At 61.7% G+C, this 23,230-nt stretch carries 23 protein-coding genes; 8 read left to right on the plus strand and 15 right to left on the minus strand.

Going from position 1 to position 23,230, the window contains the following annotated elements; genetic code table 11:
• Both KGA85_RS30270 and KGA85_RS30275 read right to left on the minus strand, forming a co-directional pair.
• Complete coding sequence (locus KGA85_RS30270; RefSeq protein WP_223543620.1) at positions 1-630, minus strand: hypothetical protein; 630 nt, start codon at positions 628-630, stop codon at positions 1-3.
• 273 nt (positions 631-903) lie between these two features.
• On the minus strand, positions 904-1,692 hold the full coding sequence (locus tag KGA85_RS30275) for an alpha/beta hydrolase (RefSeq protein ID WP_223456602.1): 789 nt from the start codon (positions 1,690-1,692) through the stop codon (positions 904-906).
• Positions 1,693-1,818: 126 nt separating this feature from the next.
• Between KGA85_RS30275 and KGA85_RS30280 the strand changes: the two genes are divergently transcribed.
• Positions 1,819-2,763, plus strand: coding sequence for an aldo/keto reductase (locus KGA85_RS30280; RefSeq protein ID WP_223456604.1), 945 nt, complete (start codon positions 1,819-1,821; stop codon positions 2,761-2,763).
• Between the two features lie 123 nt (positions 2,764-2,886).
• Complete coding sequence (locus tag KGA85_RS30285) at positions 2,887-3,540, plus strand: peroxiredoxin (RefSeq protein WP_223456606.1); 654 nt, start codon at positions 2,887-2,889, stop codon at positions 3,538-3,540.
• A gap of 160 nt (positions 3,541-3,700) precedes the next feature.
• Here KGA85_RS30285 and yghX read toward each other — a convergent pair whose 3' ends face one another.
• The 6 genes from yghX to KGA85_RS30315 form a co-directional block, all read right to left on the minus strand.
• A complete protein-coding gene (gene yghX, locus KGA85_RS30290) occupies positions 3,701-4,588 on the minus strand; it encodes a YghX family hydrolase (protein ID WP_223456608.1) in 888 nt (295 codons plus the stop codon).
• Positions 4,589-4,740: 152 nt separating this feature from the next.
• On the minus strand, positions 4,741-5,142 hold the full coding sequence (locus KGA85_RS30295; RefSeq protein ID WP_223456610.1) for a heme-binding protein: 402 nt from the start codon (positions 5,140-5,142) through the stop codon (positions 4,741-4,743).
• 19 nt (positions 5,143-5,161) lie between these two features.
• Entirely contained in the window at positions 5,162-6,379 is a 1,218-nt protein-coding gene (gene glcF, locus KGA85_RS30300; protein ID WP_223456612.1) for a glycolate oxidase subunit GlcF, read from the minus strand.
• A gap of 3 nt (positions 6,380-6,382) precedes the next feature.
• Positions 6,383-7,447 carry a glycolate oxidase subunit GlcE gene (gene glcE, locus KGA85_RS30305; protein ID WP_223456614.1) on the minus strand — a complete coding sequence of 355 codons (1,065 nt, stop codon included), beginning with the start codon at positions 7,445-7,447 and terminating at the stop codon, positions 6,383-6,385.
• Positions 7,447-8,946, minus strand: a complete 1,500-nt coding sequence (glcD, locus tag KGA85_RS30310) for a glycolate oxidase subunit GlcD (RefSeq protein ID WP_223534796.1) — start codon at positions 8,944-8,946, stop codon at positions 7,447-7,449. The genes glcE and glcD overlap by 1 nt, the downstream gene beginning before the upstream one ends.
• 178 nt (positions 8,947-9,124) lie before the next feature.
• Complete coding sequence (locus KGA85_RS30315; RefSeq protein ID WP_223456618.1) at positions 9,125-10,888, minus strand: L-lactate permease; 1,764 nt, start codon at positions 10,886-10,888, stop codon at positions 9,125-9,127.
• Between the two features lie 180 nt (positions 10,889-11,068).
• On the opposite strand from KGA85_RS30315, the gene KGA85_RS30320 reads away from it, so the two are divergent.
• Positions 11,069-11,305, plus strand: a complete 237-nt coding sequence (locus KGA85_RS30320; protein ID WP_223456620.1) for a hypothetical protein — start codon at positions 11,069-11,071, stop codon at positions 11,303-11,305.
• Between the two features lie 38 nt (positions 11,306-11,343).
• Here the strand turns inward: KGA85_RS30320 and KGA85_RS30325 are convergent, their stop codons facing one another.
• On the minus strand, positions 11,344-11,604 hold the full coding sequence (locus KGA85_RS30325; RefSeq protein WP_223456622.1) for a hypothetical protein: 261 nt from the start codon (positions 11,602-11,604) through the stop codon (positions 11,344-11,346).
• A gap of 415 nt (positions 11,605-12,019) precedes the next feature.
• Here KGA85_RS30325 and KGA85_RS30330 point away from each other — a divergent pair, with 415 nt between their 5' ends.
• Together KGA85_RS30330 and KGA85_RS30335 are read left to right on the plus strand one after the other, a co-directional pair.
• Positions 12,020-13,084: a hypothetical protein gene (locus tag KGA85_RS30330; protein ID WP_223456624.1), complete on the plus strand. Its 1,065-nt coding sequence runs from the start codon at positions 12,020-12,022 to the stop codon at positions 13,082-13,084.
• A gap of 17 nt (positions 13,085-13,101) precedes the next feature.
• Positions 13,102-13,455: a DUF1428 domain-containing protein gene (locus KGA85_RS30335; RefSeq protein WP_046042415.1), complete on the plus strand. Its 354-nt coding sequence runs from the start codon at positions 13,102-13,104 to the stop codon at positions 13,453-13,455.
• Positions 13,456-13,469: 14 nt separating this feature from the next.
• On the opposite strand, the gene KGA85_RS30340 is transcribed toward KGA85_RS30335, so the two are convergent.
• Positions 13,470-13,664 (minus strand): hypothetical protein, encoded by a 195-nt coding sequence (locus tag KGA85_RS30340; RefSeq protein WP_223456626.1) that lies wholly within the window; start codon positions 13,662-13,664, stop codon positions 13,470-13,472.
• A 183-nt stretch (positions 13,665-13,847) separates the two neighbouring features.
• Between KGA85_RS30340 and thpR the strand changes: the two genes are divergently transcribed.
• Positions 13,848-14,390, plus strand: a complete 543-nt coding sequence (gene thpR, locus KGA85_RS30345; protein WP_223456634.1) for an RNA 2',3'-cyclic phosphodiesterase — start codon at positions 13,848-13,850, stop codon at positions 14,388-14,390.
• A 141-nt stretch (positions 14,391-14,531) separates the two neighbouring features.
• Here the strand turns inward: thpR and KGA85_RS30350 are convergent, their stop codons facing one another.
• From KGA85_RS30350 to KGA85_RS30370, 5 genes are all read right to left on the minus strand, one after another.
• The gene (locus KGA85_RS30350) at positions 14,532-15,629 is read right to left on the minus strand and encodes a polyamine ABC transporter substrate-binding protein (protein WP_223543621.1); all 1,098 of its coding nucleotides are present in this window, start codon (positions 15,627-15,629) and stop codon (positions 14,532-14,534) included.
• A 246-nt stretch (positions 15,630-15,875) separates the two neighbouring features.
• The gene (locus KGA85_RS30355) at positions 15,876-16,760 is read right to left on the minus strand and encodes an ABC transporter permease subunit (RefSeq protein ID WP_223456644.1); all 885 of its coding nucleotides are present in this window, start codon (positions 16,758-16,760) and stop codon (positions 15,876-15,878) included.
• The gene (locus KGA85_RS30360; protein ID WP_046042410.1) at positions 16,757-17,671 is read right to left on the minus strand and encodes an ABC transporter permease subunit; all 915 of its coding nucleotides are present in this window, start codon (positions 17,669-17,671) and stop codon (positions 16,757-16,759) included. Before KGA85_RS30360 ends, KGA85_RS30355 begins: the two co-directional genes overlap by 4 nt.
• Positions 17,668-18,810, minus strand: coding sequence for a polyamine ABC transporter ATP-binding protein (gene potA / locus KGA85_RS30365; RefSeq protein WP_046042409.1), 1,143 nt, complete (start codon positions 18,808-18,810; stop codon positions 17,668-17,670). Before potA ends, KGA85_RS30360 begins: the two co-directional genes overlap by 4 nt.
• Before the next feature lie 287 nt (positions 18,811-19,097).
• Positions 19,098-19,859, minus strand: coding sequence for a gamma-glutamyl-gamma-aminobutyrate hydrolase family protein (locus tag KGA85_RS30370; protein ID WP_223456648.1), 762 nt, complete (start codon positions 19,857-19,859; stop codon positions 19,098-19,100).
• A gap of 284 nt (positions 19,860-20,143) precedes the next feature.
• Between KGA85_RS30370 and KGA85_RS30375 the strand changes: the two genes are divergently transcribed.
• Positions 20,144-21,520 (plus strand): glutamine synthetase family protein, encoded by a 1,377-nt coding sequence (locus tag KGA85_RS30375; protein WP_223456650.1) that lies wholly within the window; start codon positions 20,144-20,146, stop codon positions 21,518-21,520.
• 190 nt (positions 21,521-21,710) lie between these two features.
• The gene (locus KGA85_RS30380; RefSeq protein WP_223456651.1) at positions 21,711-23,201 is read left to right on the plus strand and encodes an aldehyde dehydrogenase; all 1,491 of its coding nucleotides are present in this window, start codon (positions 21,711-21,713) and stop codon (positions 23,199-23,201) included.
• Positions 23,202-23,230 lie beyond the last annotated feature (29 nt).

Here is a 23,230-nt window from a genome sequence, read left to right on the forward strand (position 1 = left end):
TCAGAACTTGTCCGGGAATTGCTTGACCAGCGCGCCGGTCAACGCGTCGGCCAGGGCCAGGATGTGCGTGCGCATCATCGCCCAGGTACGGGCTTCGCCAGCGTAATCGTGCGCGGCGAATTCATCGATTTGGGCGACGTGATGACCGCCATGGGCTGACAACATCGTCACCAGTGTCGCCTCAGGCAGATTGGGGTTCGCCGTAGCCAGAAATGCCGCAATCGCCTTGGCATTGCTGGTCAACTCGGTGACGGCAGCCTGCTTGCCCTTGGCGTCTTTGGCGACGGTCGCATCGCTGTAGTGTTTCACCGCGCCCCAGTGACCGGCAAGCAGCTTGAGCAGTTGATCCGCCGCCGGTTGGCCGTAGAGCGGGGCGATGCTGTTGGCGATTTTGGTGGCGTTGTCGACCACCTGGTCCGCCGTGACTTTGGCTTGCTTTTTGTCGGCGGATTGATTGGCCAGCGCGTAGTTTCTGATCCAGAAAATGTGTTCGACCCAAAGGTCACGCTCGGCCAGGCGCGTGGTCAGCGCGGGGCTGTCGGCAGCGGCGGGTGAAGCGGCAGGCGTCTGGCTCCAGACCGGTTGCGCACACAAAGCCAGCAGGAGCAAAGCCAGGGTTTTGATATTCATGACGGCACCCTCTGAGAGTGGGAACGTTCGACAATATCAATATAGGCATAAAAATATGTTTTTATTGGTCGTTGGCGAATTCTCGGATTAACGGTCATATAACCTTGCACGTTTGTTCAGCTCTGAAAGGGCGCTTTTCTGTGGCGAGGGAGCTTGCTCCCGTTGGACTGCGTAGCAGGCCCTGCTTTTCAGATGAAGAGCTGGGGGTCGCTTCGCAACCCAGCGGGAGCAAGCTCCCTCGCCACAGATCACAGGTATGTTCTACCTTGCTTGCTACAACCCATCCCCCAGCACCTTTAAGTATTCAGGGCTTTCGCTGATCGAGTTATGCCCCATCCCCGGTATCACCTGCAGTGACGCCACGCCTTTGGCGAAGTGTGTATACAAACGTTCTGTGCTCGGGCGCGGAATCACTTCGTCATGCTCGGCCGCGATCAACAATGTCGGCACCGTGATGCGGGCGGCGTAGCGCCAGGACGGGTATTTGTCCTTCAACAACCAGCGCACCGGAAACCAGCGGAACTGACGGGCGGCGAGCCCTTCGAGGCTGTTGTAGGGCGTGATCAGCACCAGTCGCGCGGCCGGGCGTTCGCTGGCCAGGCGCACGGCAACCCCGGAACCCAGGCTGCGTCCGACCACCGCCACATGCGGATGGGTGGCATACACCTGGTCGAACAAGGTGATGGCATCGCGGGCAATGGCCTCTTCGGAAGGCGAGCCGGAACTCCCGCCATAACCACGGTAATGCAGCAGATACAGCGCGTAGTCAGGGAACGCTTGGGTGAACTCGGGCAGGTTGCGCGAGACGTCTTCGGCATTGCCGCCGAAATAAATCAGCGCGTTCGGGCCATCGTGAGGACGGACGGAGACCAGCACCTGTGCGTCGGCGACCGGCAGGGTGAGCAGCGTCCCGGCGGTCCCGACGGCGCGCGGTTGTGGGTAGTAGATCAGCGCCCGTTGAAACACGAACAGCGCCACGCACAGCGCCAGGTACAACGCAGCGACGATGACGACGAGTAACACCAGGGTGCGCGACATTCGACTAACGTTAGTGGGCGGCATTGACTGCTCGGGGTTTGAAAGTGGCTGGCGCAAGGCTTTCTGAGTGTAGACAATCGACCCTTGGCGCGGGTTATCCGGGTTGTCGGCGCAACGGGCCGGACCCGAGCGACTGGTGAGAAGCGTTTTATGAGCCATCCTGAGGGTTACACCCGTAGAGAAGTACTCACGCTGGCTGCCGGTGCTTCGGCGGTCTTCACGTTCGGTCCGGCGGGTGCACAACCCGAGCCGTCGACGGGAACAGGAGGCAAGACCATGCAGACCCGCGCCATTCCTTCCAGCAACGAGTCCTTGCCGATCGTAGGGTTGGGCACTTATCGCGGATTCGATGTCGAGCCTTCGCAACCGGCTTACAAGGACTTGCCCGCGGTGCTGGATGCGTTGTTCGACAAAGGTGGCAAGCTGATCGACAGCTCGCCGATGTACGGTCGCGCCGAACAGACCATCGGCGAGCTGCTGTCGATCCATGAGCCGCGCTCGCCGGCCTTCCTGGCCACCAAGGTGTGGACCCGGGGCCGCGAAGAAGGCATTGCGCAAATGGAACAATCCTTCGCCCTGTTGCAGACCAACCAGATCGACCTGATGCAGATCCACAACCTGCTGGACTGGCAGACGCACCTGCCGACCCTGCGCCACTGGAAGGAAGCAGGGCGCATCCGCTACATCGGCATCACCCATTACACGGCGTCGGCCTATGAAGAAGTGGAAGCGGTACTCAAGGCCGAGCCAGTGGATTTCTTGCAGATCAACTACGCCCTGGATGATCGCGGTGCCGAGAATCGCCTGCTGCCGTTGTGCCGCGAACGGGGGGTGGCGGTGATCTGCAACCGGCCGTTTGGCGGTGGTGGCTTGCTGGCCAAACTCAAGGATAAGCCGCTGCCAGGCTGGGCGGCGCAAGTCGGGGTCAAGAGCTGGCCGCAACTGGCACTGAAGTTCCTGCTGTCGCATTCGGCGGTGACCTGCGTGATTCCGGGCACCGGCAATCCGCGCTACATGGCGGAAAATGCCCGGGCCGGTTTCGGCCCGATGCTGACCGATGCCCAGCGTCAGCAACTGATTGCGCTGGTGGGCTAGCGACTTGTTCAACGCGTTGCGGCGAGTCGTCGAACCTCTCCTATACTGTCTCGCGTCCATGCCGTTTAAAGCGCATTCGTTGCCCTGACGGCGTCCCTGTCCATCACTGCAAGGAGATCGAACATGGCTATCCGTATTGGCGACGAAGCACCGGATTTCACCGCCGACACCACCGAAGGCACCCTCAATTTTCACCAATGGATCGGCGATGGTTGGGCCATCCTGTTTTCCCATCCCAAGGATTTCACCCCGGTGTGCACCACGGAACTGGGTTACCTGGCCAAACTCAAGCCGGAATTCGACAAGCGCAACACCAAGGTCCTCGGCCTCAGCGTCGACCCGGTCAGCGACCATAACCGCTGGGTCGGTGACATCGCCGAGACCCAGGGCGCGGCGGTCAACTATCCGCTGATTGGCGACGAAAACCTGGTGGTGGCCAAGCTCTACGACATGATCCACCCCAATGCCAGCGGCGGCGCGCGCACGGCGGTGGACAACGCCACGGTGCGTTCGGTGTTCATCGTCGGCCCGGACAAGAAGGTCAAGGCCATGCTGATCTACCCGATGAGCGCCGGGCGCAATTTCGATGAAGTGCTGCGCCTGCTTGATTCCCTGCAACTCAATGCCAAACACACCGTCGCCACGCCAGTGAACTGGCGGCCGGGTGAAGACGTGATTATCCCGACGTCGGTGTCTGACGAAGACGCGAAGAAGAAATACCCGGATGGCTTCAAGACCCTGAAGCCGTATCTGCGGACGGTGGCTCAGCCGAAGTAATTGCGGCAGCCTTAAGATCGCCTTCGCGAGCAAGCCCGCTCCCACAGGGGATCTCCAGTGAACACAAAATCTGTGTACGACAGAGATCCAATGTGGGAGCGGCGGTGCGGCGATCCGACTTGCTCGCGAAGGGGCCAGCCCTGCTGCCCTCAACCTCTGGTCAAACCAGATACTTTTTAAACCACCCCAACGTCCGCTCCCACGCCAGCTTGGCCGCCGCTTCGTCGTAGCGCGGCGTGGAGTCGTTGTGGAAACCATGATTGCAGCCCGGATAAATGTAGGCCTCATAGGTCTTGCCCCCGGCCTTCAACGCTTTCTCATAGGCGGGCCAGCCTTCGTTGATCCGCGTATCCAGTTCGCCGTAGTGCAGCATCACCGGGGCCTTGATCCGAGGCACTTCTTCCGCCGCCGGCTGACGGCCATAAAACGACACCGCGGCCCCCAGTTCCGGATAGGCCACGGCGGCGGCGTTGGTCACGCCACCGCCGTAGCAGAACCCGGTGATACCAACTTTTCCAGTGGCGGCAGGGTGTTTCATCATCCACTCGACGGCGGCGAAAAAGTCGTTCATGAGCTTTTCCGGGTTGACCGTGGCCTGAAGCTCGCGGCCCTTGTCGTCATTGCCTGGATAACCGCCAACCGAACTCAGGCCGTCCGGGGCCAGAGCGATGAAACCGGCCTTGGCCAGACGCCGGGCCACGTCTTCGATGTAGGGGTTGAGCCCGCGGTTTTCATGCACGACCACCACCGCGGGCACCTTGCCGGTGGCCTTGGCCGGACGCACCAGATAACCGCGAACCTGGCCGTGGCCCTTGGGCGAGGGGTAGGTGATGTACTCGGCAAGAATGTCCGGATCGGTGAACTCGACCTGCTCGGCCAGCGCATAGTCGGGGCTTAGCGCGGCGAGCAGGGCACCCGCGGTCAAACCGCCGAAGGTAAACAACGCCGCGCGGTCGAGAAACTCCCGGCGGTTGATCTTGCCGTGGGCGTAGTAGTCGTATAACTCAAGTAGTTCCGGGGCGAAGTCTTTGGCAGTGAGGCGGGTCATCGGTGCGGTTCCTCTCGGCTGGTCTAACACGGACCCCTGTAGGAACGAGCCTGCTCGCGATAGCGCCATATCAGGCGAAACCTACGTTGAATGACACTACGCGATCGCGAGCAGGCTCGCTCCTACAGGGTGGAAATGGTGATGCCACAATTTCATTTCAGGCACTGCGCTCCGGCCTTGGCCACTTGCGCATCCTGTTCGGGTTTGACGCCCGACACCCCGACAGCACCAATTACCTGCCCATCGAAAACAATCGGCACGCCACCCTCCAGCGAAGTCAGCAAGGGTGCTGACAGGAAAGCGTAGCGCCCAGCGTTGACCATGTCCTCGTAGCTTTTCGATTCGCGCCGCCCGAGGGCCGAGGTGCGCGCCTTTTCGGTGGCGATGTAGGCACTGCCGGGCGCGCAGCCGTCGAGGCGTTCTAGGGCCAGCGGGTGGCCGCCGTCATCGACCACCACTATGGTCACGGCCCATTGATTGGCCTGTGCTTCGGCGCGGGCGGCTTTGATGATCTGTCCGACTTCGGTCTGGCTCAGGACGGCTTTGCTGTTCATGGGCATCTCCAGGGTTCGGTTAAGGCAAGGCGGCTTCGACCAGTTCGATCCAGTGCCGCACCGGGGTTCGGCCCGCGCCGTCGAGGTGCGTCTGGCAGCCGATGTTGGCCGTGACAATCACCTCGGGATGGCCGCTTTCCAGGGCGTTGAGCTTGTTGTCGCGCAGTTGCCGCGACAGTTCGGGCTGGGTCAGCGAATAGGTGCCCGCCGAACCGCAGCACAGGTGTCCGTCGGGAACGGACGTCAGGTTGAAACCGAGTCCGGTCAGCAGCGCTTCCACGGCACCGCCGAGTTTCTGTCCGTGCTGCAAGGTGCAGGGGCAATGGAAGGCCAGGCGTTGCGAGGCGTGGATGCCGAGCTTTTCCAGCGGTTCGTCGCGCAACACCTCCACCAGGTCCCGGGCCAGCGCACTGACCTTTTTCGCCTTGTCGGCATAGGCCGGGTCGCTGGCGAGCAGATGGCCGTAATCCTTGATGAAGGCGCCGCAACCGCTAGCCGTCTGCACAATCGCTTCGGCACCTTTTTCCAGGCTCGGCCACCACGCGTCGATGTTGCGCCGGGCGCGGTCGAGGCCGGCGGCCTGGGCGTCCAGGTGGTAGTCCACGGCGCCGCAGCAACCGGCTTCGCGGCTCGCGATGACGCTGATCCCCAAACGGTCCAGCACCCGCGCCGCCGCGGCATTGGTGTTGGGAGACAGGCTGGGCTGCACGCAACCTTCGAGCATCAGCACCTGACGCTCACGCAGGGTCGTGGGTCGCGGCTTGGCCGGTGGTACATTGCGCGGCAATTTGCTTTGCAGGGTGCCGGGCAGCAGCGCGCGGAACACCTGACCGCTATTGACCAGGCTTTTAAACAAGTCCGGATGCGGCACGGTCTGCCGCAACCCCTCGCGCAACAGCCGCTGACCGAGCGGGCGCGGCACCGCCGCATCGACCACCGCCCGCCCGATGTCCAGCAAGTTGTGGTAATCGACGCCCGACGGGCAGGTGGTTTCGCAGTTGCGGCACGACAGGCAGCGGTCCAGGTGCTGTTGGGTCTTTTGCGTGACGTCGTTGCCTTCCAGCACTTGCTTGATCAGGTAGATACGGCCCCGTGGTCCGTCCAGTTCATCGCCGAGCAATTGATAGGTCGGGCAGGTGGCATTGCAGAAGCCGCAGTGCACACAGGTGCGCAGGATGCTTTCGGCTTCTGCGGCGCGGGGCAAATGGCTGGCGCGTTCACTCAAGGTCGTCTGCATGGTTCAAAGCTCCGCGTATAGGCGTCCGGGGTTGAAGATACCCCGTGGATCGAGCTGTTGTTTCAGGTTGCGGTGATAACGCATCAGCGCCGGGGGCAGCGGATGGAACGGGCTGTCGGTCAGGCCGTGGCTGAAGCAGGTGACATGGCCGCCGACCTCATCGACGACCTGGCGGATGAACGCCGGTTCGGCATCGGATTTCAGCCAGCGCTGGGCGCCCCCCCAGTCGATCAACTGGCGCCCCGGCAGCGACAGGAGCGGCGTGTTGTGCGGCAGTGACAGGCGCCAAAGCGGTTGGTCTTCATCGAAGAAACTCAAGCGCTGTTCATTCAGATCGTCCCACCAGCAAGCCTCCAGCCGTTCGCCGCCGAGGCGCTCATGGGCCGCCGCCACCGAACCTTCACCGCCCTCCAGCCGCAGGTGCAGGCGTGAACCGTCGTGACAGGCCGCGCTGATCGGCAACGGCTGCTGGCCCCATTCCGCCAGGCGCAACAAGGCCCGTTCGGCGTCCATTTCCAGGCTGATACTCAGGCACTGCCGGGGTTTTGGCAGCACTTTGAGGGAAACTTCGGTGATCAGCCCGAGGCTGCCGTAACTGCCGGCCATCAGGCGCGACAGGTCGTAGCCGGCGACGTTTTTCATCACCTCGCCACCGAAGCGCAACAGCTTGCCATGGCCGGTGATGACCCGCGTGCCAAGAATGAAGTCCCGCACCGAACCGACCCACGGGCGCCGTGGTCCGGACAGCCCGCAGGCGATCATGCCGCCGACGGTGGCGCCGTCGCCGAAGGACGGTGGCTCGCAGGGCAGCATCTGTTGCGCGGCGTCCAGCACCTGCGCCAGCTGCGACAACGGTGTGCCGCAACGGGCGGTGACCACCAGTTCAGTCGGGTCGTAGCTAACGATGCCCCGGTGCGAGCGGGTATCGAGAATTTCCCCGGCCGTGGTGCGGCCGAGAAAGGCTTTGCTGTTGGAACCCTGGATGCGCAACGGCGTGGCGTTTTCCAGCGCCTGATTGACCTGTTCCAGGAGGCACTGGCTGTCATCGAAATCTTCAGCGCTGCGCATCAGAAACGCTCCAGCTCAGGGAAGGGCAATTGACCGCCATGTATGTGCATGGCACCGAATTCGGCGCAGCGGTGCAGGGTCGGAATGTTCTTGCCGGGGTTGAGCAGGCCGCTCGGGTCGAAGGCGGCCTTGATGGCATGGAACAGGGTCAGCTCATCGCTGTTGAACTGCGCGCACATCTGGTTGATCTTCTCGCGGCCGACACCGTGTTCACCGGTGATGCTGCCGCCGACTTTCACGCACAACTCCAGAATCCTGCCACCCAGGGCTTCGGCTCGATCAAGCTCACCGGGTTGATTGGCGTCGAACAGGATCAACGGATGCATGTTGCCGTCGCCGGCATGGAACACGTTGGCCACCCGCAGGCCGTATTCGTTCGACAGCTCGGCGATGGCATGCAACACGCCGGGCAGTTCGCGACGGGGAATGGTGCCGTCCATGCAGTAGTAGTCCGGCGAGAGGCGGCCCACCGCCGGGAAGGCATTCTTGCGCCCGGCCCAGAAACGCACGCGCTCGGCTTCGTCCCTGGCCTGGCGCAACTCGATGGCGCCGGCCTGTTGCAGCACCTGGCGCACCCGGTCGCAGTCATCAGCGACATCGGCTTCAACGCCATCGAGCTCGCACAGCAGAATGGCCTGGGCATCCACCGGATAACCGGCGTGGATGAAGTCCTCGGCGGCGCGGATCGCCAGGTTGTCCATCATTTCCAGGCCACCGGGGATGATGCCGGCGGCAATGATGTCGCCGACCGCGCGCCCGGCTTTTTCCACGGAATCGAACGCCGCCAGCAGCACTTTGGCGGTCTGCGGCTTGGGCAGCAGCTTGACCGTGACCTCGGTGATCACCCCGAGCAGGCCTTCGGACCCGGTGAACAGCGCCAGCAGGTCGAAACCGGGGGCGTCGAGGGCGTTGGAGCCCAGGCTCAGGTGCTCACCGTCGACGGTGAGGATGTCGACCTTGAGCACGTTGTGCACGGTCAGGCCGTACTTCAGGCAGTGCACGCCACCGGCATTCTCCGCGACGTTGCCGCCGATGGAGCAGGCGATTTGCGAGGACGGATCCGGCGCGTAATACAGTCCGAACGGTGCCGCCGCCTGGGAGATCGCCAGATTGCGTACGCCGGGCTGAACCCGCGCAGTACGGGCGGCTGGATCGATGTGCAGGATGTTGTTGAAGCGCACCATCACCAGCAGCACGCCTTTCTCCAGGGGTAGCGCACCGCCAGACAAACCGGTGCCCGCGCCTCGGGCCACGACGGGGACGTGCAGCTCATGGCAGACCTGAAGCACGCCCTGGACTTCGTCGATGTATCGAGGCAGCACCACCAGCATCGGCGTGGTGCGATAGGCCGACAGCCCATCGCATTCGTAGGGCTTGAGTTCCTCCTGCTGATGCAGGATTTCCAGATTCGGCAAGCGGGTTTGCAGGGCCTGCAACAGCGCCTGTTTGTCGACGTCGGGCAAGGCACCGTCAACGCGTTCATCGTAGAGAATGTTCATCGGTTCATGACTCCCGCTGCAGGCCACTGATGTACATCATTGGCCTGCAACGGCTGACTGTCCATGGGATGTTTGTCAGCCTGAAGCGGGCATTCATTCAATGAGCTTGCGCAGAAAATGCCAACGCCCGGGTGAAGGAACCCGGGCGTTGCAAGCGTTGGGAGCAGGGTGCGCAGACTCAATGCCCGCCCACCACCATATGGCTGAACGGCGCGACGTAGGCCTGCAACGACACCAGGCCACCGACCAGGATCGCCAGCACAATCGAGTGGAAGAACACGTAGCGCAGGATTTCCCCTTCATGGCCATACCAGCGGGTGGCGGTGGAGGCGACCACGATCGACTGGGCGTCGACCATCTTGCCCATGACCCCGCCGGAACTGTTGGCGGCGGCCATCAACACCGGGCTGATGCCCAGTTGCTCGGACGTCACCCGTTGCAGGCCACCGAACAGCACGTTGGACGCGGTGTCCGAGCCGGTCAACGCTACGCCGAGCCAGCCGAGCAGGGTGCCGAACATCGGGTAGAAAATGCCCGTCGCGGCGAAGGCCAGGCCCATGGTCGCATCCAGCCCCGAGTAACGCGTGAGGAAGCCCAGCGCGAGCATCGCCGCAATGGTGATCAGCGAGTAACGCACCACCCACAGGGTGCGCAGGTACTGGTGAATCAGTTGCGGGATCGAGTAACCCATCAGCAAGCCGCCGATGATCGCCGACAGCAGAATGCCGCTGCCGGTGGCGGTGAACCAGGTGAACTTGTACACCGCCTCTTCGGTTTTCGGCGCGGCCACCACGGGCGGGACTTTCTCGACCTGCAAATGCAGGGTGGTGAAGGTCACGACCGGCGCAAACAGCGGGTTCGCCTCGCGCATCGGCTTGCCCTGCGGATCGAGTTTGGCTGAGCTGGTTTGCGGGTCAATCGCCGGGCGGGTGTCGAAGGTGTTCTTGAAGCCCTGGGTGCCCCAGATGAACACGAAGACCGTCAGGATGATCCATGGCATCCACGCCCGCATCACTGCCGGTTTTGCCTCATTGGCAAAGGTTGCAGTGGGGACAGGTTTTTCGTCGTGCTCGACGTCGATCTTCGAGTCGTCGACCCGCCCGGATAGAGCGGCGGAAGTGTGCACAGTGGCCGGCTTCCACACCTTGAGGAAACCGGTCAGGCAGGCCATGGAAATCAGTGCGGCGATCACGTCCACCAGCATCGGCCCGTGATAGTTGGACACCAGGAACTGCGGCACGGCAAAACTGACCCCGGCCACCAGGATCGCCGGCCAGATTTCCAGCATCTTGCGCCAGCCGGCAAAGGCCCAGATCAGCCAGAACGGCACCAGCACCGAGAAGAAGGGCAACTGCCGGCCGACCATCATCGACAGTTCCATTTCATCCAGCCCGGTGACCTTGGCCAGGGTGATGATCGGCGTGCCGAGGGCGCCGAACGCCACGGGGGCGGTGTTGGCGATCAGCGCCAGCCCCGAAGCGGCGAGCGGCGAAAACCCCAGCCCGATCAGAATCGCCCCGGTCACCGCCACTGGCGTACCGAAACCGGCCGCACCTTCGAAAAATGCACCGAAGCAGAAGGCGATCAGCAGCAATTGCAGGCGTCGGTCATCGGTGATGCGCGCCAGGGAGTCTTGCAACACCTTGAACGAGCCGTTCTCGGTGGTCAGGCGGTGCAGGAAGATGATGTTCAACACGATCCAGCCAATCGGCAGCAGGCCGTTGGCCGCACCGAACAGCGCCGCCGAACCTGCCATGTTCGCCGGCATGCCGAAGGCGAAGATCGCGATCAGCAAGGCCGAGACCAGGGCGAGCAACGCCGCCAGGTGCGCCTTGACATGGAAAAACGCGAGGGACGCCAGCATCACCACCACCGGCACAGCCGCCATGAGCGTTGAAAGCACCGGGTTACCGAACGGATCGTAGACTTGCTGCCAGACCATGTTCCACCTCTGCTTTTTATTGTTGGACGTGCAGTTCCCCTGGGGGGAGGTGGCTTTCAGTATAGGTGGCATTGCGCCGCTGTCAGGGCAGGCCCTCCGGTCCAGCGGGTCGGCGCAGTTCCGGGGGCTGAGCTAGCATGGCCAGTAGGGTTTGAATTCAGTCAGGGGAGGAATGCAGTCATGACCGAGCGCCATCTGGAGCACAAGGAAACGCTATCGAACGGATGCAGCATCAAAGTCAAAGCCGAGATATTGAAGGACGGTTCGTTGGGCATGTTCATCGGTGTCTATTGGCCGGACGGCACCGTCATCGATGAAAACCACGATCCACGGCCGCACATGCTGGACATGGAAGCGGCGATGGATTGGGGGATTGATATTGCCAAGGGGATTGGCAATAGCCAGCGAACGTTGTGAGCGGTTCCCGTCCGAACCCGGGCGACCGGCGGTCGCTGTCAGAACCCGAACGAACGGGCCGAGCCTTTTGCCAGTTCGACATCCAGCAGATGCTCGACCAGCACGTCATTCAAAAAACGGAACTGATCATTGAGCCCGACCACTTCGTTGCTGAAGTGATGATCGGCTGCCGGGATCAGCAACGCCTCGAACTTCTCGTCGAACAGCAGAGTCAACTCTTTACGTGACTCGAATTCCTGCGCGTAGAAATTGTTGCCGAACACCGGGAAGCCCACGGCGAGGGTGACGATGTGAATCATGATGTTTGCTCCTCGCTCAGGACGTACCAGGCAAACACACCCAATGTGAACGCCGTCAGGGCCAGGCAGGTCAGCAGATGGATCAGCATGAGGTTCCCCTCCGATTCGGGGTTTCGTGTTGGCTTGGGATCGATCCTACGCTGACGGCGTTCAAGCGGAAGGCAATCGCGGCGATGGTGAATATCGACGCAAGTGATGGTGGTTTTTGTGCTGTTGATGCGGGCCCTTTCGCGGGCAAGCCCGCTCCTACAGGTAAGCGGTTGGCCACGGACCTGTGGGAGCGGGCTTGCCCGCGAAGGGGGCCTCAAAAGCGCCGCCAACCGTCGGCCATGCACATGCCGCCACCTATACTCAAAACAGAGGTTGTCCAATCACCGAACCTCCGGTTCGATGACAACTGTAGGAAGCCGCCATCGTGAACCTGCGTTCGCTGATCATTGCCGTGCTGGTGGTGTTGGCAGGGTGCGCCACACCGCCGCGTGCGCCGGTGGAAGTGGCGCCGGTCATCGTTCCTGCCAGCACCTGGCAACAAGTGGACCGGGAGATCGTCGCCGCGTCGCAGGCGGCCACCGAGGAGACCAAAATCTACGCCCGCGGCGCCATGGATTACTGGCGCACACGGGTCTATGAATTGACCGAACAGAATTTCATTCCGTGGTTCAGCAACTACTGGACCCAGGAATGGCTGTCGATGAAGGTCAGCTGGTACACCATCAGCGCCAAGGGTGAGCAGGACGCCGTGGAAAAACGCCTGGCGGCGTACCTGCTCGAAGCCTATCAGGAGAAGGTCCTGGCCCCGGTGGCCGTGGAAATCGATCCCGATGCGATTCTCGGCCTGGCAGCGGCGTTCTATGTCGACATCCTCAAGGAAGAGCTGCAGAAAATCTCCAACCGCCACGGCGTGCCGATGGCCCAACTCAACGGGCGCATCCAGAAAGTCCCGGCCATCGCCCTCGGGCCTCCGCCGACGAGGGACGCCTCGTTGTACCGGATCGTGCACACCGAACCGCTGAACTCCTTGCCGGCCTTCGCCGCGCTGATCGACAAAGTCCATAAGGCCGGTGGCGACAAGGGTGTGGGCTCGACCGACACCGCGATGGCGCCGGTGGCCAGGCGCGCCAGCCGGCGGATGGAAGCCGAGATGGCCCCGCGCGGGGCCGCCAGCGCCGTGGCCGCAGCGACCGGGAAACTGGCCGGTGGCTTGATCACGCTAGGGGTGGCTGGCATTCGCGCATTCATCCAGGCCTTTGACCGGCCCGATAGCGAGGCGCTGATTCGCCGTAGCCTGGGCAATACCTTCGACAAGGCCTGGACCAAACTGGTGCAGAGCCCGACCAGCGGCGTCATGGCCGGCACGCTTTACATGGCAGCGCAGATCGAAGGCAGTCTGGGCGGCAGCGCACAACCGCCGGTCGGTTTGAGCACCGGCACTGTCGATCGGACGCCAGCGCAACCGACTAACCTGCAGCACACCCCATGACCCAAGGAGAAACACTCATGTCTTATGTCGATGGTTTTATCGCTGCCGTACCCACCGCCAACCGTGAGCAATACATCAAGCACGCCAAAATCGCCGCCTCGGTCTTCAAGGAAAACGGTGCGTTGAGCGTGGTCGAATGCTGGGGCGAGGATGTCCCGGAAGGCAAGGTCACCTCGTTTCCCATGTCGGTGAAGCTCAAGGACGGCGAAACCGTGGCCTTTGGCTGGATCATCTGGCCGGACAAGGCCACCCGCAATGCCGGAATGGACAGGATGATGCAGGACCCGCGCATGAAGCCGGACGTCAATCCGATGCCCTTCGACGGCCAGCGCATGGTCTACGGCGGGTTCGAAGTACTCCTCCAGGCCTGACGCCGCACGCGGGATCACTCCGGCGTCGGGGTGATCCTGCAACTCTTGCGCTGGCGGATCTCGTCGTCCGTCGGCCGCTCGCGGATGAACTCGAAGCGCGGCTCACCTTCGCTGTAATGCACCAGCCAGCCCCATTCCAGCTTGAGTTCATCCTGGCCGGGCTCGGGCGGGCTGGCCCACCATGGTTCCTTGCTGATGATCTCTCGCATGGTCCCCTCCGGTTTTTCGGGATGCTAGGGGGCGTTCTCAATTAGTTTTCCCGGCGCGGCGTGAAAACTAATTGAGAACGCCCCCTGGAACTATAACGCGCATGCCCCACGGCGCCAGAAATGCGCTGGCCGGAACGCGGGTGTTGAGTACACTCAGGCAGTCTTCCCCAGGAGGTGTCCGGCATGAACGACGAAGCCCGCGAGCCGTTCAAGCGTCTGTTCTTTGCGCTGAACTGCGCCCCGGCCCTGCGCCGGGATATCGCCCAGTGGCGCAGTGCGCTGCAACTGCGCAACGGACGGCCGGTGCCGGCGGAAAACTTTCACTTGACGCTGAAGTTTTTGGGGGCGGTTGGCGTGGCGCAGATTGCCGAGATCTGCACCGCTGCGGCGTCGATCCGTACACCGGGCGAGCGCTTGACGGTGGTGCTGGACCGGCTGGACGTGTGGCGCAGGGCAGGGGCGCTGGTGCTCGCGCCGCAGCAGGCGCCCCCGGCATTGCTGCGCCTGGTGTATGCCCTGGAACAGGCGATGTTGCCGTTCGGGCTGGAGGAAGCACCAAGGGAATACCGTCCGCACCTGACCCTGGCACGGCAGTATCGGGCGCCGGTGCCGGAGTCCGCAACCGCACCGGAATTCTTCCTGCGTGCCGACCGGCTCACCCTGTTCGAATCCCACAAGGGCCGTTATCGGGCGCTGGCCGAATGGCCTTTGATTGATCCCCAATAAAAAAGGCGCCCGAGGGCGCCAAAATTCACCTGAACCGAGGGAGCCAGGTGAGGCCGTTCTACTTGCAGGAGAGGCAGCGGTGGTAAGGCGCTGCGCGAACGGAAAGTGTTGAACCCCACCGATTAAGTGTGGGGTTCTGGATTATTGGCCCAGCTTCACCTTGGTCCAGCCACGGGTCATGATCCGCTGGACGGCGATCGGCTGGTCCGGCACGGCATAGAGCGTGGCCATCACCGCTTCCGGCGGGTAGGAGCCCGGATCGTTGCGGATCGCTTCATCGACCAGTGGCGTGGCCGCAGCATTCGCGTTGCTGTAGCCGATGCTGTTGGTGATGTCGGCAATCACATCGGGGCGCATCAGGAAGTTCATGAACAGGTACGCGTTCTGGACGTTGGCGGCATCGCGGGGGATGGCGAGCATGTCGTAGAAACTGGCGGCGCCTTCTTTCGGGATGCTGTAGTCGATCTTCACCTTGTCCCCGGCTTCCTGGGCGCGGGCCTTGGCCTGCAGCACGTCGCCGGAGTAACCGACGGCCACGCAGATGTTGCCGTTGGCCAGGTCCGAGATGTATTTCGACGAATGGAAGTACGCCACGTTCGGGCGAATCTTCATGAACAGCGCCTCGGCTTCGGCGATGTGCTGTTTGTTCTGATCGTTCACCGGGTAGCCCAGGTAGTGCAGGGCGGTCGGGATCATTTCAGTCGGCGAATCGAGGAAACTGATGCCGCAGGCTTTGAGCTTCTCGGCGTTTTCCGGTTTGAACAGCAGGTCCCAGGAGTTGGTCGGGGCGTTGGCGCCGAGCACTTCCTTGACCTTCTGCGGGTTGAAGCCGATGCCGATCGAGCCCCACATGTACGGGATGGCATGGGCGTTATCGGGATCGCTGGCGGAGGCGTTTTTCAGCAGCACCGGGTTGAGGTTTTTCCAGTTCGACAGCTTCGATTTGTCCAGTTCCTGATAGACACCGGCCTTGATCTGCTTGGCCAGGAAACTGTTGGACGGCACGACGATGTCGTAGCCGGATTTGCCCGCCAGCAGGCGTGCCTCAAGGGTTTCGTTGCTGTCGAAGACATCGTAGGTCACCTGGATGCCAGTCTCGTCCTCGAACTTCTTGACGGTATCCGGGCCAATGTAATCCGACCAGTTATAGACGCGCAGAACCTTGTCATTGGCCTGGGCGCCAGTGGCGATTGCGCCCAATAAGGACAGTGTCAGCAGAGTCCTGCCAAACATTTTCATCGGTACAACTCCATTTCTTTTTTATTCAAAAACAGTGAACACAAAACCTGTGACGAGCGAGCTTTTGTGGCGAGGGGGCTTGCCCCCGTTGGGTCGCGAAGCGGCCCCAAAACCGGAATCCTCGGTGTTCCAGTTACACCGAACGTACTGGTTTTACGGCTGCTGCGCAGCCGAACGGGGCGGTGCGGCGATCCGACAAGCCCCCTCGCCACAAAAGCTCCCTCGCCACAGTTAACCGGGCAACGACTAGGCCGTCGCTCCTGCCATTTTCTTTTCAGGTTGCTGCCAGGATTCGCTGGCGGTCTGGTCCATGGCTTCCTGGATCGCGCGTTTACGGGTGGCTTCGGCACGGCGGCTGAAGTACCAGACCATGAAGGTCACGATCGACACTGCCAACAGGATCAGGCTGGCCACGGCGTTGATCTCGGGCTTCACGCCCAGGCGCACCGCCGAGAACACTTCCATCGGCAGGGTCGTGGAACCCGGGCCGGACACGAAGCTCGCGAGCACCAGGTCATCCAGCGACAGGGCGAACGACATCATGCCGCCGGCCGCCAGTGACGGCGCGATCATCGGAATGGTGATCAGGAAAAACACCTTGAACGGCTTCGCACCCAGGTCCATGGCCGCTTCTTCGATGGACAGGTCCAGCTCGCGAAGGCGGGCGGAGACTACCACCGCAACATAAGCGGCACAAAACGTGGTGTGGGCGATCCAGATGGTGACGATGCCACGCTCCACCGGCCAGCCGATCAACTGCGCCATGGCCACGAACAGCAGCAACAGCGACAGGCCGGTGATCACTTCAGGCATCACCAGCGGCGCGGTGACCAGGCCACCGAACAGCGTGCGGCCCTTGAAGCGGGTAACGCGCGTCAGGACGAACGCGGCTAACGTCCCTAGTGCGACTGCTGCGATGGCGGTGTAGCAGGCGATTTCCAGCGAGCGCAGAACCGAACCCATCAACTGGCTGTTGTCGAGCAAACCGGCGTACCACTTGATCGACCAGCCACCCCACACCGTCACCAGCTTGGATGCGTTGAACGAGTAGATCACCAGGATCAGCATCGGCAGGTAGATAAACGACAGGCCGAAAATCAGCATGAACTTTGAAAATTCGAAGCGTTTCATCCCCGTGCCTCCATCTCTTTGGCCTGGCTGCGGTTGAACAGCAGAATCGGCACAATCAGGATCAACAGCATCACCACCGCCAGGGCAGACGCCACCGGCCAGTCGCGGTTGTTGAAGAACTCTTGCCACAACACACGGCCGATCATCAGGGTTTCCGGGCCGCCCAGCAGTTCCGGAATCACGAATTCACCGACCACCGGAATGAACACCAGCATGCAACCGGCGATGATGCCGTTCTTGGCCAAAGGCACGGTGATTTTCCAGAAGCTGTTGAAGGTGCTCGAACCCAGGTCCGATGCGGCCTCCAGCAGGCTCTGGTCGTGCTTGACCAGGTTGGCGTACAGCGGCAGCACCATGAACGGCAGATACGCATACACCACGCCGATGTAGACGGCGATGTTGGTGTTGAGGATCTCGATCGGCTGCGACGTCAGCCCGGTCCACATCAGGAACGCGTTGAGCAGGCCGTTGTTGCTGAGGATGCCCATCCACGCATAAACGCGGATCAGGATCGCGGTCCAGGTCGGCATCATGATCAGCAGCATCAGGACGTTCTGCGCTTCCTTGCTGGCCTTGGTGATGGCGTAGGCCATCGGGAAACCGATCACCAGGCACATCACAGTGCTGAAAAACGCCACCTTCAACGAACCCAGGTAGGCGGACAGGTACAGCTCATCCTGGCCCAACAGGGAGTAGTTGCCGATGTTGAGCATCAGCTGGAATTTCTGCTCGGCGAAGGTGTAGATCTCCGAGTAGGGCGGAATGGCCAGGGCTGCTTCCGAGAAGCTGATCTTCATCACCAGGAAGAACGGCAGCATGAAGAACAGGAACAGCCAGATGAACGGTATCCCGATGACGAACTTGCGCCCGCTGGGGACCCACCTCAGGAATTGCTGATTGAAGGTTTTCATGCGCGCAGTACCACGCCGCTGTCGTCTTCCCACCACACGTAGACCTGATCGTCCCAGGTCGGACGCGCACCACGGCGTTCGGCGTTGGCCATGAACGACTGGACGATCTTGCCCCCAGGCAGCTCGACGTAGAACACCGAGTGGCCACCGAGGTAGGCGATGTCATGCACCTTGCCGGCGGACCAGTTGTAGCGGTTCTCCGGCTTGACGGTGCTGACCAGCAGTTTTTCCGGGCGGATCGCGTAGGTGATCGACTTGTCCTGCACCGACGTGCTGACGCCGTGACCGACGTAGATCTTCTGCTCCAGGTCCGGGCTGTGAATGATCGCGTGACCTTCCAGGTCCTCGACCACGGTGCCGTCGAAGGCGTTCACGTTGCCGATGAATTCGCAGACCATGCGGCTGACCGGTGCTTCATAAATGTCCACCGGGCTGCCGATCTGGGCGATCCAGCCCAGGTGCATGATCGCGATGCGCTGGGCCATGGTCATGGCCTCTTCCTGGTCGTGGGTCACCATCACGCAGGTCACGCCGACGCGCTCGATGATTTCCACCAGCTCCAGTTGCATCTGCGAGCGCAACTTTTTATCCAGGGCGCCCATCGGTTCGTCGAGCAACAGCAGCTTCGGACGCTTGGCCAGGGAGCGAGCCAGGGCCACGCGCTGACGCTGGCCGCCGGACAGTTGGTGCGGCTTGCGCTTGGCGTACTGGGTCATGTGCACCAGGCGCAGCATCTCCTGCACCCGTGCGTCGATTTCGGCCGCTGGCAAACGGTCCTGCTTGAGGCCGAAGGCGATGTTCTGCGCCACCGTCATGTGCGGGAACAGCGCGTAGGACTGAAACATCATGTTGATCGGTCGTTCGTACGGCGGCATGTCGGTGATGTCGACGCCGTCGAGCAGAATCCGGCCTTCGGTCGGGCGCTCGAAACCGGCGAGCATGCGCAGCAGGGTCGATTTGCCGGAACCGGAACCACCGAGCAGAGCGAAGATTTCACCCTGGTGGATTTCCAGGGACACATCGTCCACGGCGGTGGTTTCGTCGAACTTCTTGGTGACGCGATCGATTTTCACCAACACCTTTTTCGGTGCCTGGTGACCCTCAAGAGCCTTCCTGTAGATGCTGGAGGCGTTTGCCATGTGAAACTCCCAACAGGTTTCAGTCGCCCGGCCAACACGGCCCGGCTTAATAGTGGATTGCAAACCCGTATCAGATGATGTCGGTCAGTCCAACGCAGGACCCTGTGGGAGCGGGCTGTATCAGGTTGACCGGCATTGCATTCCGGCCGGGTTTATTCGGCGCCGCCATCCTGGCTGCCTGGTCGTACTTGTTGTTATTGCAGTGTGTTGTTTTCGCGAGCGGGGCACGCACAAGCGCCTGCCCGCTCGCGTTGGGCAGTTAATCGTTGAATGTGGGTATCAGGTCGTCAGCTCGAGTGACGCAGCGCCGCCCGTTGCCGGCAGGCTTCGCCGAACGCCTGGAAAATACTCAGATAAGGAGGGTTGTTCAGCACCTGCCATTCCGGGTGCCATTGCACGCCGAGGGCAAACGCCTGGCTGTGCTCGACCGAGATCGCCTCGATCAGGCCATCGAGCGCGACGGCTTCGGCGCGCAGGCCGGGCGCGAGGCGGTCGATGCCCTGGCTGTGAATCGAATTGACCTGGAACACCGCTGGCAGGTCCAGCGCTTCGAACACACCGCCAGGCTGCACGTTCACCGCGTGGGCGGGAGCGTATTGCACGGCCAGGTCCGGATGGTCGGCCTCGCGATGGTCGAGGAAGCCAGGCAGTTCATGGACCTTCTGATGCAGGCTGCCACCGAACGCCACGTTCATTTCCTGGAAGCCACGGCAGATGCCGAGCACCGGAACGCCCGCTGCAATAGCGGCGCGGATCAGGGGAAGGGTGGTGGCATCCCGCGCCGGATCATGATCCGTGCCGGGGGCGCTGTCGGGGCCTTGATAGTGGAAGGGTTCCACGTTCGACGGCGAGCCGGTCAGCAACAGACCGTCGAGCTGCGGCAGCAGGTCATCGATTTCGGTCAGGTCGCCTAAGGAAGGAATAACGACAGGCAGCCCCAGCGCCGCAACGCTGACAGCACGCAAGTACTTGTCGCCGCTGATGTGGTAGGGGTGCAGGCCAATCTGTTTGACGCATGCAGTAACGCCGATCAATGGCTTGAATGCCATTTTTATCACCTCGAAGTTTGACACTTGAACGAGCTTTTCTGGAGCTTAGCCTTGTTGATTTTAATTAACAACTCTCATGTAAAAAATTCTAAACGCCGCACGTCAGATCCTCAGCGTTTACATGGTGCTCAAGACTGGTCTGACACTCTAGCCCCCAAAAAAGGCCAGAAAATAAAGGTTGAAGGGTCAAGTGTTCGCTATTGACTTCACTTTGCCGTTCGGGTTGACTGGGCTCGTGAAAGGGTAGTGAACATAATAATTAACAGCTAAAAAATAGGTGCATCATGTCGGTCCCTCTGCGTGCCGTTCAACTCAACGAAGCAAACGCATTCCTTAAGAAATATCCTGAGGTTTTGTACGTCGACCTTCTGATTGCGGATATGAACGGTGTGGTGCGCGGCAAGCGCATCGAGCGCACCAGTCTTCATAAGGTTTACGAAAAAGGCATCAACCTGCCGGCCTCTCTGTTTGCTCTGGACATCAATGGTTCCACGGTGGAAAGCACCGGCCTGGGTCTGGACATCGGCGACTCAGACCGAATCTGTTTCCCAATCCCCGGCACTCTCAGCATCGAGCCTTGGCAGAAGCGCCCGACTGCGCAGCTGCTGATGACCATGCACGAACTCGAAGGCGAGCCATTCTTCGCCGACCCGCGTGAAGTGCTGGCCAATATCGTGCGCAAGTTCGACGACATGGGCCTGACCATCTGCGCCGCGTTCGAACTGGAGTTCTACCTGATCGACCAGGACAACGTGAACGGTCGTCCGCAATCGCCACGTTCGCCGGTGTCCGGCAAGCGTCCGATGTCGACCCAGGTGTACCTGATCGACGACCTCGACGAATACGTCGACTGCCTGCAAGACATCCTCGAAGGTGCGAAAGAGCAGGGCATCCCGGCTGACGCCATCGTCAAGGAAAGCGCCCCGGCGCAATTCGAAGTCAACCTGCATCACGTGGCTGACCCGATCAAGGCGTGCGACTACGCCGTCCTGCTCAAGCGTCTGGTGAAGAACATCGCCTACGACCACGAGATGGACACCACCTTCATGGCCAAGCCGTATCCGGGCCAGGCAGGTAACGGTCTGCACGTGCACATTTCGATTCTCGACAAAGAAGGCAACAACATCTTTGCCAGCGAGGATCCCGAGCAGAACGCCGCGCTGCGACACGCGATCGGCGGTGTGCTCGAGACCCTGCCGGCGCAGATGGCGTTCCTTTGCCCGAACGTCAACTCGTACCGTCGTTTCGGCGCGCAGTTCTACGTGCCGAACTCGCCGAGCTGGGGCATCGACAACCGTACCGTAGCGGTACGTGTGCCGACCGGTTCGCCAGACTCGGTGCGCATCGAACACCGCGTAGCGGGCGCCGATGCCAACCCCTACCTGCTGATGGCTTCGGTATTAGCGGGCGTGCACCACGGCCTGACCAACCAGATCGAACCGGGCGCCCCGGTGGAAGGCAACAGCTACGAGCAGAACGAGCAGAGCCTGCCGAACAACCTGCGCGATGCCCTGCGCGAGCTGGACGACAGCGAAGTCATGGCCAAGTACATCGACCCGCTGTACATCGACGTGTTCGTGGCGTGCAAGGAAAGCGAGCTGGCCGAGTTCGAGAACTCCATCTCGGACCTTGAGTACAACTGGTACTTGCATACCGTCTGATTCATCGATGTCGCCTGATGCACAGCCTTCGCTGGCAAGCCAGCTCCTACAGGGTTGTGTGTCGGGCGCGACATCGTGAGCGACAACGATCAACTGTAGGAGCTGGCTTGCCAGCGAAAGCGGTCTATCAGCCAACATCCCGTCGCCTGACACACCGATACCCCATATTCCCCTGCGTCGAGTCACAACCATGACAAACACTCGCAGCGATTGGGAGCAACGCTTCCAGTCCCTAACCATCGAAGGTCGCGCATTCATTGACGGCCAATACTGCGCAGCCGCCAGCGGTGCGACGTTCGAATGCATCAGCCCCGTGGACGGTCGTTTCCTGGCGAACGTCGCCAGCACCGACGAAGCCGACGCCAATGCAGCGGTCGCCGTGGCGCGCCGTACCTTCGAATCCGGCGTCTGGGCCAACCTGGCCCCGGCCGAGCGCAAGCGCGTCCTGATCCGTTTTGCCGATCTGATCCTGGCCAACCAGGAAGAACTGGCCCTGCTCGAAACCCTCGACATGGGCAAGCCGATCAGCGACTCCATGAGCATCGACATTCCGGCGACCGCCAACGCGATCCGCTGGACCGCCGAAGCCATCGACAAGATCTACGACGAAGTCGCCGCCACCCCCCACGATCAACTGGGCCTGGTGACCCGCGAAGCGGCCGGCGTGGTCGCGGCCATCGTGCCGTGGAACTTCCCTCTGATCATGGCCAGCTGGAAATTCGCCCCGGCCCTGGCGATGGGCAACTCGTTCATCCTCAAGCCTTCGGAAAAATCCCCGCTGACCGCGATCCGCATCGCGCAGCTGGCACTCGATGCCGGTATCCCGAAAGGCGTGTTCAACGTCCTGCCGGGCTACGGCCACACCGTCGGCAAGGCGCTGGCGTTGCACATGGACGTCGACGTGCTGGCCTTCACCGGCTCCACGGCGATTGCCAAGCAACTGATGATCTACGCCGGGCAGAGCAACATGAAGCGCGTTTGGGCCGAAGCCGGGGGCAAGAGCCCGAACGTGGTGTTCGCCGACGCGCCGGATCTGCGCGCGGCAGCACAGGCGGCGGCCAGCGGCATCGCCTTCAACCAGGGCGAAGTCTGCACCGCCGGTTCGCGCCTGCTGGTGGAGCGTTCGATCCGCGAGCAGTTCATTCCATTGCTGGTGGAAGCCCTGCAAGCCTGGAAGCCGGGGCACGCCCTCGATCCTGCAACCACCGTCGGCGCGGTCGTCGACCAGCGTCAACTGGACAACGTGCTGCGCTACATCGGTATCGGCAAAGAGCAGGGCGCCCAACTGATCGCAGGCGGCAGCCGCACCCTCGAAGACACCGGTGGCCAGTACGTGGAACCGACGATTTTCGACGGCGTGAGCAACGCCATGACCATCGCCCGGGAAGAAATCTTCGGCCCGGTGCTGTCGGTCATCACCTTCGACACCTTCGATGAAGCCCTGGCGATTGCCAACGACAGCATCTTCGGCCTGGCCGCCGGCGTATGGACCAGCAACCTGAGCAAGGCCCACACCTTCGCCCGTGGCCTGCGTGCCGGCAGCGTCTGGGTCAACCAGTACGACGGCGGCGACATGACCGCGCCGTTCGGCGGGTTCAAGCAGTCGGGTAACGGTCGGGACAAATCGCTGCACGCGTTCGACAAGTACACCGAACTCAAGGCGACCTGGATCAAGCTCTAATAACAATAAAGCGGCGGTCGCCGGCAACC

The sequence above is a fragment of the Pseudomonas sp. GL-B-12 genome, from assembly GCF_019955895.1.
Taxonomy (GTDB): Bacteria; Pseudomonadota; Gammaproteobacteria; order Pseudomonadales; family Pseudomonadaceae; genus Aquipseudomonas.